General features: G+C 69.2%; 10 protein-coding genes. 7 read left to right on the top strand and 3 right to left on the bottom strand.

Going from position 1 to position 12310, the window contains the following annotated elements; translation table 11 throughout:
- Nucleotides 1-91: 91 nt before the first annotated feature.
- Complete coding sequence (locus C1Y63_RS07465; RefSeq protein ID WP_106015833.1) at nt 92-817, bottom strand: IclR family transcriptional regulator; 726 nt, start codon at nt 815-817, stop codon at nt 92-94.
- Nucleotides 818-1268: 451 nt separating this feature from the next.
- Here C1Y63_RS07465 and leuC point away from each other — a divergent pair, with 451 nt between their 5' ends.
- Together leuC and leuD are read left to right on the top strand one after the other, a co-directional pair.
- Nucleotides 1269-2711 carry a 3-isopropylmalate dehydratase large subunit gene (gene leuC, locus C1Y63_RS07460; protein WP_106015832.1) on the top strand — a complete coding sequence of 481 codons (1443 nt, stop codon included), beginning with the start codon at nt 1269-1271 and terminating at the stop codon, nt 2709-2711.
- A gap of 45 nt (nt 2712-2756) precedes the next feature.
- Nucleotides 2757-3377 (top strand): 3-isopropylmalate dehydratase small subunit, encoded by a 621-nt coding sequence (gene leuD / locus C1Y63_RS07455; protein WP_106015831.1) that lies wholly within the window; start codon nt 2757-2759, stop codon nt 3375-3377.
- Between the two features lie 387 nt (nt 3378-3764).
- On the opposite strand, the gene C1Y63_RS07450 is transcribed toward leuD, so the two are convergent.
- Entirely contained in the window at nt 3765-4772 is a 1008-nt protein-coding gene (locus tag C1Y63_RS07450; protein ID WP_233195636.1) for an NUDIX hydrolase, read from the bottom strand.
- Nucleotides 4773-5023: 251 nt separating this feature from the next.
- Between C1Y63_RS07450 and C1Y63_RS07445 the strand changes: the two genes are divergently transcribed.
- Both C1Y63_RS07445 and C1Y63_RS07440 read left to right on the top strand, forming a co-directional pair.
- Complete coding sequence (locus C1Y63_RS07445) at nt 5024-6022, top strand: NAD(P)H-dependent glycerol-3-phosphate dehydrogenase (RefSeq protein WP_106015830.1); 999 nt, start codon at nt 5024-5026, stop codon at nt 6020-6022.
- Nucleotides 6023-6162: 140 nt separating this feature from the next.
- Nucleotides 6163-7269 (top strand): D-alanine--D-alanine ligase family protein, encoded by a 1107-nt coding sequence (locus C1Y63_RS07440; RefSeq protein WP_106015829.1) that lies wholly within the window; start codon nt 6163-6165, stop codon nt 7267-7269.
- A gap of 90 nt (nt 7270-7359) precedes the next feature.
- On the opposite strand, the gene C1Y63_RS07435 is transcribed toward C1Y63_RS07440, so the two are convergent.
- Nucleotides 7360-8475: a DUF3515 domain-containing protein gene (locus C1Y63_RS07435; protein WP_233195635.1), complete on the bottom strand. Its 1116-nt coding sequence runs from the start codon at nt 8473-8475 to the stop codon at nt 7360-7362.
- Nucleotides 8476-8597: 122 nt separating this feature from the next.
- Between C1Y63_RS07435 and C1Y63_RS07430 the strand changes: the two genes are divergently transcribed.
- The 3 genes from C1Y63_RS07430 (at nt 8598) to C1Y63_RS07420 (ending at nt 12310) form a co-directional block, all read left to right on the top strand.
- A complete protein-coding gene (locus tag C1Y63_RS07430) occupies nt 8598-9632 on the top strand; it encodes a thiamine-phosphate kinase (protein ID WP_255414068.1) in 1035 nt (344 codons plus the stop codon).
- A gap of 307 nt (nt 9633-9939) precedes the next feature.
- Entirely contained in the window at nt 9940-10608 is a 669-nt protein-coding gene (locus C1Y63_RS07425) for a uracil-DNA glycosylase (RefSeq protein ID WP_106015860.1), read from the top strand.
- Between the two features lie 10 nt (nt 10609-10618).
- Nucleotides 10619-12310, top strand: coding sequence for a DAK2 domain-containing protein (locus C1Y63_RS07420; protein WP_106015827.1), 1692 nt, complete (start codon nt 10619-10621; stop codon nt 12308-12310).

Below are 12310 nucleotides of genomic sequence, written 5' to 3'. Positions count from 1 at the left end.
CGTGGTGCGGGTACGCGTCGACCCCGGCAGGCATCCTCCCCGCAGGGGGTTGTGGTGGGATGCCGCCGGGGCCGGGGACAGGGTGTGAGTATTACGCCAAGGCGTCGGAGAGCTGCCGTGCGGCGTCGTGGAGCTGGTCGTAGAAGCGCTCCTTCGGGGAGGGCAGGAAACGTTCCGCCGGGCCGGAGACACTGAGCGCGGCGACGACGTGGCCGTGGTCGAACACCGGCATGCTGATGGAGGCCAGCCCCTGTTCGCGCTCGGCGACGGTGGCGGCGAAGCCCTGGGCGCGCACTCGACTCAAATCAGTCTCGTCAAAGACGGCGGTCGGCAGGATCGCCTGGCGGAACGCCTCCGAGGCATAGGCCATAAAGATGCGGGCGGCGCTGCCGTGGGTGAGCGGCATGCGGGAGCCGACCGGCACGGTGTTCTGCAGCCCGGAGGAGGGTTCGACAGCGGCGATGCAGATGCGGTGCGTGCCGGACAGGCGGTACAGCTGAACGGATTCCCCCGTGGCCTCCATGAGGGCGGACATGACGGGGGTGGCGGCGTCGATGAGGCGGTCCGGGGTGGACGCGCACAGCGACGAGAAGGTGCTGCCGATACTCCAGCGCCCATCGGAGGTGCGGGCCAGCATCCGGTGGGTTTCTAGGGCGGTGGCGAGGCGGTGCGCCGTGGCGCGGGGCAGGCCGGTCGCTGCGCACAGTTCCGCCAGGGAGTGTGGGCGGGCGGCGACCGTGGTGAGGATCGCGACGGCGCGGTCGAGGACCTTGATTCCGCTTTCGGCGGGAGCGTCAGTCATGCTATTCTTTCCCATATGGTGATACTAGCGTCTCATTGTGCGGGACTACCATCTCGTATATGGTGAGTCGTATCCCTTATCGCGGGACAGGGTTTCACGCGGTGGAACCCTGGCTAGTCTAACGGCTCACACCGTGAGATGCAGCCCCGTGGCGGGAACCCGCCGTCGCGAACGGCTCCCAGTGTCATTCCGCGCGCGCCCGCCGCACCCCCGACACCCCTGAAGGTGGGGTAGTCGAAGGGGTGAGTGTGCGCAGTTGCCGGTGGAAAACCCGCCCGCGCGCCGCGTCGCCGCCGTAGAGTGTGCGTGGCGCACCGCGCGCCCAGGGCCCTAGACGCGGTGCCCGCTGGACTCACCCCCAGCGTCGTGCCGCAGCCCGGTGCCCCGCCCTCTTCTTCGACCCCTCATCCCACACCCGTTCCTGTTCGACCCTTTGCCGCTCGACGGCACATCCCTGGAGGAGCACATGACCGCTTCCACGGCCACCCAGCCCACCACCCTGGCCGAGAAAGTCTGGCGCGACCACATCGTGGCACAAGGTTCCGGCGACGAGCCGGACCTGATTTACATCGACCTCCACCTCCTGCACGAGGTGACCAGCCCCCAGGCCTTCGACGGCCTGCGGCTTGCCGGGCGTCGCCTGCGCCGCCCGGATCTCACGATCGCGACCGAGGATCACAACGTGCCCACCACCGGCATTTCCACCGGTGCGATCCAGGAAATCGCCGACGAGGTGTCCCGCACCCAGGTCGCGACCCTGCGGAAGAACTGCGAAGAGTTCGGCGTCCGCATCCACCCCATGGGCGACACGGAGCAGGGCATCGTGCACGTCGTCGGCCCCCAGCTGGGGCTCACCCAGCCGGGCATGACGGTGGTGTGCGGCGACTCCCACACCGCGACCCACGGCGCGTTCGGGGCGATCGCCTTCGGCATCGGCACCTCCGAGGTGGAGCACGTCATGGCCACCCAGACGCTGCCGCTCAAGCCGTTTAAGACGATGGCCATCAACGTCCACGGCGAACTCGGCCCGGATGTCACCGCGAAGGACCTGATCCTGGCGATTATCGCCAAGATCGGTACCGGCGGCGGCCAGGGGCACATCATCGAATACCGGGGCCCCGCCATTGAGAAGCTCTCCATGGAAGCCCGGATGACGATCTGCAACATGAGCATCGAGGCCGGCGCCCGCGCCGGCATGATCGCCCCCGATCAGGTCACCTTCGACTACCTCAAGGGGCGCCCCCACGCGCCGCAGGGCGCCGACTGGGATGCGGCGGTGGAGTACTGGTCCTCGCTGAAGAGCGACGAGGGCGCGACCTTCGACACGGTCGTCGATATCGATGGCTCCGCACTGACCCCCTTCGTCACCTGGGGCACCAACCCGGGGCAGGGGCTACCCCTGTCGGAGGCGGTGCCCAGCCCCGAGGACTTCACCGACGAAGAAGAGCGCAAGGCGGCCGCGAAGGCTATCGACTACATGGGCCTCGTCCCCGGCACCCCGCTGCGCGACCTCGACGTCGACGCCGTGTTCGTCGGCTCCTGCACCAACGGCCGCATTGAGGACATGCGGGCCGTCGCCGAGATCCTGCGCGACCGCCACGTCGCCGACGGGGTGCGGATGCTCATCGTCCCCGGGTCTGCGCGCGTCAAGCAGCTCGCGGAAGCCGAAGGCCTCGACGAGGTGTTCCGCGCTGCCGGTGCCGAGTGGCGCCAGCCGGGCTGCTCCATGTGCCTCGGGATGAACCCCGACCAGTTGAGCGCGGGCCAGCGCTGCGCATCGACCTCCAACCGCAACTTCGAAGGCAGGCAGGGCAAGGGTGGCCGCACCCACCTGGTCAGCCCCCAGGTGGCCGCCGCGACCGCCGTCGCCGGCCACCTGGCCGCGCCCTCCGATCTCGCCGCCGTCTAAGCCGCGCACCCCACACTCATCCCAACCCCCGCAGAGAAGAAACTCATGGACAAGTTCCTCACCCACACCGGCGTCGGCGTGCCGCTCAACCGCTCCAACGTCGACACCGACCAGATCATCCCCGCCGTCTACCTCAAGCGCGTCACCCGCACCGGCTTCGAGGACGGGCTGTTTTCCTCCTGGCGCAATGATCCCAGTTTCGTGCTGAACCAGGACGCCTACCGTCAAGGCAGCATTCTCGTCGCCGGCCCCGACTTCGGTACCGGCTCCTCCCGTGAGCATGCCGTGTGGGCGCTCATGGACTACGGCTTCCGCGTCGTGTTCTCCTCCCGCTTCGCCGACATCTTCCGCGGCAACGCCGGCAAGGCCGGCCTGCTGGCCGCCACCCTGGCACAGGACGACATTGAGCTGCTGTGGAAGCTGCTCGAGGAGACCCCCGGCCTGGAACTCACCGTCAACCTGGACGACCGCACCGTGAGCGCAGGGGCGCACGTGTTCACCTTCGACGTGGACGACTACACCCGCTGGCGGCTCATGGAAGGCCTCGACGATATCGGGCTGACCCTGCGGCAGGACGATGCGATCAGTGCCTACGAGGCGCGCCGCCCCGCCTTCAAGCCGGCCACCCTCCCAGCCCGCGTCGACGAGGACACTGCGAACGCATAAGCACGCACGCAATGATGCGACCATTGCGCTGTGAAGGGCTCAAAAATTCCACTGTTCGCGCAGGTCAAGCCCCGATTTTGCGCATCTTTCGTGTGTATGTAAACTAGAACACGAAGAAGAGAAAGGTAGACGGCCTCCAGAACTGGTTTCAGTTCCGGAGGTCGTCTGCTTTTCTGGGTCATTGTGCTTTTGCTCCCCGCATCACCGTGCCTGGGGTAGTACCTCCATCATCGATAGCGAGGTACTGTGCGACAGCGAGCACCGCAGCCGCCTACAGACGCAGACACCCGCGGGGGACGTGATCAAAAAACCTCATCACGTCCCCCGCGGGTGTTTTTTCGCGTGATGCCCCGGATGCTCGTCACGGGGCGACGCAGGGGAGGGGCGCTACTTCAGCGGCAGGGGCGAGGCCAGGTAGTCAGCGCACACCAACTCGCCGGCGTGGAAGCCCAGCACCCACACACCTGCCTTCTTCGTCTCCACCTCGTCCAGCGGCAAGCGGCCATCGGCACTCAACCAGGCAAGAATGTCCGGAATCGCCAGCCCCTGGGACACCACCACCGGGCACTCGCCAAAGGCCACGAGCTCACTGATGCGGGCCTTGGCCTGCGCCATCTGTGCCACCCACGCCTCATCGCCCAGCAGCTCATCGACCTCCAAGGGCAGGTCCAGCGCCTGCGCGAGCGGCTCTGCGGTCTGCAGGCAGCGGCTCGGCGGGGCGCTGATCACCGCCGTCGGGCGGTAGCCCGCCACCATCCCGGGCAGGAACTCCACCTGGCGGCGGCCCTTCTTATCCAGCGGGCGCAGCGCATCATTGCCCGCCCACGTGCGGCGGGCGTGCGCGTGCGCGTGCCGGACCAAGATCAGCTGCGCATCGACGTCGAGGCCGAGCCGCTTGACAGCCTTGGCGAGCACGTCCCGGTCAAGGTCATAGGAAACCATGGACTGCGCGGTGTCCGCATCCACCCACTCGATGACGTCGACTTCCTTATTCGCCACGAACTCGCCGCCGGTGACTTCCGCGAGCCAGTAGTAGACGACCTTGGTGCGGGACCCCACCGGGTAGGTGACGTGCCCGACGAGCTGACCCAGGCGCACCGTGTACCCAGTCTCTTCCTCAATTTCGCGCACCGCGCACACCGGCAGGTTCTCGCCGGGGTCGACCTTGCCCTTCGCCAGGGAATAGTCGTCATAGTGGGGGCGGTGAATCACCGCGAACTGGCGCTCACCGGGGTGGGCATCCTGGTCGGGGTGGAAACGCCACAGCACCGCACCGGCCGCAAACGTGGGCCGGGTAAACATCTCTGCGACTTTCGCCGGGATCGTCTGGTACCTGCCGGTCAGGGCGGTGGTGCCGCCGGAATCCTTGGCGTCTTCGTGCTGGCCGCGGGACAAAAGGGGTACCTCCAAGCAGGGGATGGGGACGACGTGTTGTGCTCTATTGAACCACCGCGCGGAGCTGCGGGGCACACTGATGCGTGCGGATCGCGCAGCCGTGGACGTCGTATGCGGCGTTCTCGCGCGGTCGGCTCGGGTGCCTGGCTACACTGGAAGACCGACCAAGCGGTGCTGCGCGGGGGCGAGGGCTCCCGCCGGGTGCCGCGAACGACACCGACCAAGACTTCATGTGAAGAGGCGAGGCAGACGTGAGCACAGTAGCAGTGATGGGTGCAGGATCCTGGGGCACCACCCTGGCGAAAGTCTTCGCCGACGCGGGCTCCACGGTGCGCCTGTGGGCGCGACGCGAAGAGGTTGCGAAGACCATCCAGATCACCCGGGAAAACGTCGACTACCTGCCCGGGCTGACGCTGCCGCACGAGATTACCGCCACCGCGGACGCCGCGGCGGCGCTCGCCGGCGCTGACATCGTCGTGCTGGGCGTGCCCTCCCAGACGCTGCGCAGCAACCTCGCCCAGTGGCGGGACGTCATCCCGGAGGAAGCAACCCTGCTGAGCCTGGCGAAAGGTATCGAGAAGGGCACCCACCTGCGCATGAGTGAAGTCATCGCGGAGGTTACCGGCGCCTCCCCGGAACGGATCGCGGTGCTCTCCGGGCCGAACCTCGCCCGGGAGGTCGCCCTCGAGCAGCCGGCCGCCACCGTCATCGCCTGCACCGACGAGGCGCGCGCCCGCGCCGTGCAGCAGGCCGTCGCCACCGGCTACTTCCGCCCCTACACCAACACTGACGTCATCGGCTGCGAAATTGGTGGCGCCTGTAAGAACGTCATCGCCCTGGCCTGCGGCATGGCGACCGGCCGCGGGCTGGGGGAGAACACGCTCGCCTCGCTCATCACCCGCGGCCTGGCGGAGATCGCCCGTCTCGGCGAAGCGCTCGGCGCCGACGCCCGCACGTTCTCCGGGTTGGCGGGCCTCGGCGACCTGGTCGCCACCTGTTCCTCCCCGCTGTCCCGCAACCGCTCCTTCGGCGTGCGTCTCGGGCGGGGCGATTCCCTCGAACAGGCCGCCCACGCCACCCACGGCCAAGTCGCCGAAGGCGTGACCAGCAGCCGTTCCGTGTGGGACCTCGCCCAGGCGCACGAAGTGGACATGCCAATTACCGAAGCTGTCTTTGGTGTCTGCCACGCCGACGGCAACGTCGCCGATATGGTGAAAAACCTCATGGGGCGCAGCACCAAAGCCGAGTAGTCTCCACCCGCCACCCGGTCGCCACGGGTGGCGGGGCCCTCGCCCGAGGGGGTGTGCCCGGGAGGGGCGGGTGGCTGCCGCCGTTGTGCCCCGTGGCGGCTGAGGTGCGCCTGTCGGGCGGGGGTGGCCGAGCGGGTACAATGACCCGCGTGAAAAACACCGATCGCATTCACGTCGCCGTGGTCTACGGCGGCCGCTCCTCCGAACACAGCGTCTCCTGCGTGTCCGCCGGCGCCATCATGAGCCACCTCGACCCCGAGCGCTACCACGTCATCCCCGTCGGTATTACCCAGGACGGCACCTGGGTCGTGGGGGAACACAACCCGGAGCGCCTGCGCATCGACGGCCGCACCCTGCCCACCGTCACCGGTGGCCAGGCGCTGACCCTTGCGATCGACCCCGCCCACAAGGGCGAGTTCCGCTACGCGGACGGCCCGCAGGTGGGCGAACTCTACGCCACCGCGGACGTGATTTTCCCCGTGCTCCACGGCCGCTTCGGTGAGGACGGCACCATCCAGGGCCTGTTCGAACTCTCCGGGGTGCCCTACGTCGGCACCGGGGTGCTGTCTTCTGCGGCGGGGCAGGACAAGGAAGCGACGAAGAAGCTCTTCCAGGCCGAAGGCCTGCCCATCGGGGTGGACGTTGTTATGCGGGGCCGCACCGAACTCACCGAGGCGGAAAAAGACCTGCTGGGCCTGCCGGTGTTCGTCAAACCTGCCTGCGGCGGCTCCTCGATCGGTATTTCCAAGGTGAGCTCCTGGGAGGACTTCCCCCAGGCCGTGAACCTGGCCCGCGAACACGACCACAAGGTCATCGTCGAATCCGAGATCCTCGGCGCCGAGATTGAGGTCGGTGTGCTGCAAAAGCCCACCGGCGAGGTCGTGGCCTCCGTCCCGGCGCAGCTCGTCGGCACCGACGCCTCCGAGGAGGGCTTCTACGGCTTCGACACCAAATACCTCGAAGATGTGGTCGCCGCCCACATTCCGGCACCCCTGCCGGAGCACCACATTGAGCACATCCGCTCCCTCGCGGTCGAGGCTTTCCACGCCCTGAACTGTGAGGGCATCGCCCGTGTCGACTTCTTTATGACGGCCGCGGGCCCCGTCCTCAACGAGATCAACACGATGCCGGGCTTCACCCCGATCTCCATGTACCCGCAGGTGTTCGCCGCCTCCGGCATCGACTACGCCGACCTGCTGGGCCTGCTCATCGAGCGCGCCCTGGTCACCCACGGGCCGAAGGACTAACGGCCACTGACGACGACGCCCGGCGCAGAGGAACCTGTGCCGGGCGTCGAGCTATGTCGTGTGAGGTCGTGGGGTGGATTCACGGGGCGGCTACTGCACGCTCGTCGGCGTGAGGTTCGCGGTGATTGCCTCGGAGACACTCGCGATCGCGGTGCCGCCGACGGCGCGGGGCGTGCTCACCGCGACCACCCGGTCAAAACCGAGGGCGAAAAACGTGCCTGCGGTGGTGCCGTTCGCCAGGGTGGTGGACGTCAACCACGGCACCCCGTTGACCTCGTCGAGGCGGGCGCCCGCCTCGTACTCGGCGGGGAATGCCACCCCGCAGCGCACGACGACCGGCTCCCCGGCATCCGCGGTGTACAGCGCCGTGGACTCCGGCACCTCGAGGCGGGTCGCTACGTCCGAAGAGGCGCGGGTGTAGTCCTCCCCGAGGTGGTCCGGCAGGGCCTGCAGCAGTGGGGCGCACACGTCCCTCGTCGCATCCTGGGGGTGTTCCGGGTCCGCCGTAAGCGCGACGAGCGGCAGCGGGGCTGGGGTGCGCTGTACCTGCGGCAGCGGGGCGAGTGCCGCGCTGAGCGCCGTGGTGGGGTCGTCATTCCGGGTGGCGGTCACCGCCACCACCGGCTGGGTATTGACCGAGTACCAGGACGCCAAATCGCTGCCCGGGGTGTCGTCGCCTACCTGCAGCCACGCAACCCCCTCGACGGTCGTCGGTCGCGATGCCACCGTGTATTGGCCGGGCACACTGACCCCGCAGCGCAGACTCACCATCGTCTGCGAGTCCTTCGACCACACAGCAGCGCCCGCCGGTGCCGGGTCAGCGATGTCCGCGCGCTGGAAGCCCCGCAGGCCCGCCAGTTTCTGCGGCAGGCGGTCCAACAGGGCGCTGCACTCCGGCGAGTCGGCGTCGGGAGCCGCCACTGGCGAGAGGCTCACCGGCTGGTGGGCGGCACGGTTGTAGACCACCTTCGCGCCGACGAGCACACCCGCGACCAGCAACAGCGAAAGGCCCAGCGCGAGGAGCATCGGGACGCGCACGCGGCGTTCAAATTCGCTGACGGCCACCGCGTCGGCTGCCGCCGCAGCACTACCGGAGGAGTGGAGGCCCGCAGCGGCGGCGTGTCCGGGAGCTGTGGTGGGGCCGGTGGTGTTTTCTGCGTCGTGGTCGGGGGTGTGCGGCGAATCCGGGGGCGTCATAATGCCCATAGCTTAACGCGCGTCTTTTCTCCGGTGAGGTGGGGTGCCTGTGGTGGGCGCTCGTGGGGGCGGTTGGGTAACGGTGCGGTATGTGGTGTGGGATGCGGCGGGGTCAATTACAGTACAACCTTGTGTCCCACACAGCCGAGACAACCGCGCCCACCCCCGCCGCCCCCGCGACGTTCAGCAGCAGCCAGTACCCGGGGCTGACCCTGGGGGACGCCGGCGAACACGCCACCATTCACGCGATCCGCCTCCACGCCCCCTCTGGGCGCAACGGCGACGACGCGGCCGTCCTGGCGGCCCCCGCCCCGAATTCCCGCACCGTCGTCGCCACCGACGCGTTGGTGTGCGGGCGGCATTTCCACCCCGACTACTCCACCGCCTACCAGGTCGGCAGGAAAGCGATCACCCAAAACTTCGCCGACATTGAGGCGATGGGTGCGCGCCCCATCGCCGCCGTGCTCGCACTGGCCGCGCCCCCGGATACCCCGGTGGCTGCGGTGGAGGATCTGGCGCGGGGGATGAACTCCCGGCTGCGGGACTATTCCGCCGAACTCGTCGGCGGGGACGTCACCGCCTCCACGACGCTGACGATCGCGGTCACCGCCATCGGGCTCATCGGCGGCGACCGGCCGCCGCTGACACTGCAGGGGGCCCGCCCCGGGCAGGCACTCGTCGCCGCCGGGCACATCGGGCACGCCGCAGCCGGCCTGGAGCTGTTATCCCGGCTGGGGCGGGACAACATTCCCGCCTCCCTGCAGTCGCTCGCACGCGCCCAGCAAGACCCGGAACTCACCCCCGGCCGGGGGCTCGTGGCCCGTGCGACGGGGGCGACGAGCATGACGGACAACTCCGACGGGCTCGTGCATGACCTGACCGCCATCGCCCGCGCCAGTGGGGTGCGGATCGACCTGTTCGCCGACGCGATCGCCCCGAGCCCGCAACTCGTGGAGGCAGGCGAACTCCTGGGGGTGGACCCCTGGTCCTGGGTGCTGGCCGGCGGGGAAGACCACACGCTGCTGGCGACGACGAGTTTCGAGCCGCCCAGTGGTTTCCGCACCATCGGCCGCGTCCACAAGCAGCGCGGCCACCTGCCCGTCAGTGTCGACGGGGAGGACCCCGCCTACGATGGCGGCTGGGCCGCCTTCGACCAGCCGTCCTAGCCCGACACGCCAGCGGCCGCCCGCTCAGCGGTGTGCGGTGAGTGCTGCGTGTGTGTCCCGTGTTCCTGTGTCCATGTGTTGCCTGCGCCCGCAGGCGTGCACTGTTTTTAGGTGGTGTGAGATGACCCCGCGTCCCCCTGCAGCGCAGCAGCCTGCGTCGCGTCACTCGAGCGCTGGTGCGGCGCCGGCTGAGGACGGGCTGTTCACCCTCGCCGAGGTCGGTGCCTGCCCGCCGCAACCACAGTCCGCCGGCGGCGACCGGGGGCCCTTCGGTCCTTTCGGCCCCCTGCACGATGCTGAAGGGCAGATGCCCGTGCACCCCAGCTGGCGGCCCGTGCTCACACCCCTGCAGGCCCAGATCGACGAGCTCAACGCGATGCTTGCCGAGTGCGCCTCCACCGGGCCCGGCTTCCTGCCACACCACAGTGATATTTGGCGGGCCTACCAGACACCCCTGGACGAGGTCCGGGTGCTGATCCTGGGCCAAGACCCCTATCCCACCCCGGGGCACGCCATGGGGCTCGCGTTTAGCACCGCCCCCGACAGTGGAAGTGTGCCGCGCAGCCTCGCCAACATCTTCACCGAGCTGCACGAGGACATCGGATGCCCGACACCGGAAGACGGGGACTTAAGCGGCTGGGCGGAGCAAGGCGTCATGCTGCTCAACACGACGCTGACAGTGGAACCGCACGCCGCCGGCGCGCACGCTCGCAGCGGCTGGCAGGAGGTCACCACCGCCACAGTCGCCGCCCTCGGCGCGCACCACGGGGCTGACCTCGTAGCCATCCTGTGGGGCGCCCACGCGAGGAAGTACGCGCAGCTGCTGCCCGAGGCCCACATCATCGCCAGCGCGCACCCCTCACCACTGTCGGCCCGCCGCGGATTCTTCGGCTCCCGGCCGTTCAGCGCCGCCAACGCGGCACTTATCCACAGGGGGCACTCGCCCATCGAGTGGGGTAGCACCCACACGCGTTAAAATTGCCAGCATGTCTTTGCCGGTGGAACTCGATGGCCGCACCCTCTACAGCTGGGCCGAGCGGGCCGTGGATGCGCTGCGCGCGCGGCGCGCCGACATCAACGCCCTCAACGTGTTCCCCGTGCCCGACTCAGACACCGGGTCGAACATGGCGTACACCATGGAGTCCGCGCTCGCTGAAGCAGGACAGTACGCCGCAGGCAACCCCAGCGCCCGCCAGGTCGCCGAGGCGCTCGCCCGGGGTGCGGTGCGCGGCGCGCGCGGCAACTCCGGGGTAGTACTCTCCCAGGTGCTGCGGGGGCTGGCGGAAGCTGCCGCCACCGGGCCCGTCGACGCCCACGCCATCGCGGCGGCGTTGACGCGGGCATCCCGCATGGTCGACGAGGCCATCACCCAGCCCGTGGAAGGCACCGTCATCACGGTGCTGCGGGCAACCGCCACCGCCGCCAACCATGCCCTCGACACCGCCCCAGACATGCCGCTGGTCGACGTGGTGCGCGCCGCGACCCGGCAAGCCCGCGAGGCGCTGGCACTCACCCCGAGCCAGCTGCCCACCCTGCGGGCGGCGGGCGTGGTCGATGCCGGCGGGCAGGGATTCGTGTTCCTCATGGACGCTCTCCTGGACACCGTCACCGGCGCGCCGCAGCCCACCCGCCACGCGCTCACCCAGCCCGCGGATGCTGCCGCGACGCAAGGAGAAGGCTCGCAGGCCGACGCCACGCACCCCGAGCGCCCGGAGGCACACACCGACATCAGCGCCACGGGCGGCGCCGCGGCCACGGTCTCCGGCATGCACCACGCGGCCGTGGCGGGGGAGCACCAGCTCGAGATCATGTGCTACCTCGAGGACGCCGACATCCCCGCAGTCCGCACCGCGCTCGGCGTCCTCGGCGACAGCCTCATCGTCGCCCCCGCAGGCGATACAGCCTCCACCATCCACATCCACGTCGCCCCCCACCACGCCGGCGACACCATCGCCGCCCTCTACCGCATGGGCACCGTCAGCGACCTGCGCATCGAAATCCTCCCACCCGCCCCCATCATCGCCGGCCCCACCCGGCTCATCGTCGCCGTCGTCCCCACCGGCCCCCTCGCCGAGCTCTACCAGCAGGCACACGCCACCACCATCGGCGCCGACGACATCGTCGCCGACTTCAGCCACGCCATCCACAGCCACGGCGCCCAAGAAATCATCCTCCTGCCCAACGGCCACGCCACCCGCACCCACATGGTCAGCGCAGAACTCACCGCCCACGCCACCGGCAAACACCTCGCCATCGTCCACACCGAACACCTCCTCGCCGGACTCGCCGCCCTCGCCGTCCACGACCCCACCCAACCACTCGCCGTCGACACCTTCGCCATGAGCGAAGCCGCCAGCGCCGTCCGCACCGCCGACATCACCCCCGCCACCCACGCCGGCCTGTCCACCCACGCTGCCTGGGCCGCCGGCGACTACATCGCCACCAGCTCCAGCCGCGTCCTCGCCGCCGCAGACACCGCCCACGACTGCCTCCTCGCCGCCGCCTGCACCATGCTCGCCAGCGGGGGAGAAATGCTCACCGTCCTCCACCGCCACACCGACCCCATCGACCCCCACACACTCGCGGCACGCATCGAAGACACCTGCGGCCGCCCCATCGACGTCGTCTGCTATCCCGCCGACGGCATCACCGCCCGCATGAGCATCGGAGTCGAATAA

The organism is Corynebacterium sp. 13CS0277 (assembly GCF_002994655.1).
Lineage (GTDB): Bacteria > Actinomycetota > Actinomycetes > Mycobacteriales > Mycobacteriaceae > Corynebacterium.
Note: the sequence above shows the minus strand (reverse complement) of the source record. Positions and strands in the feature narration are given on the sequence as shown.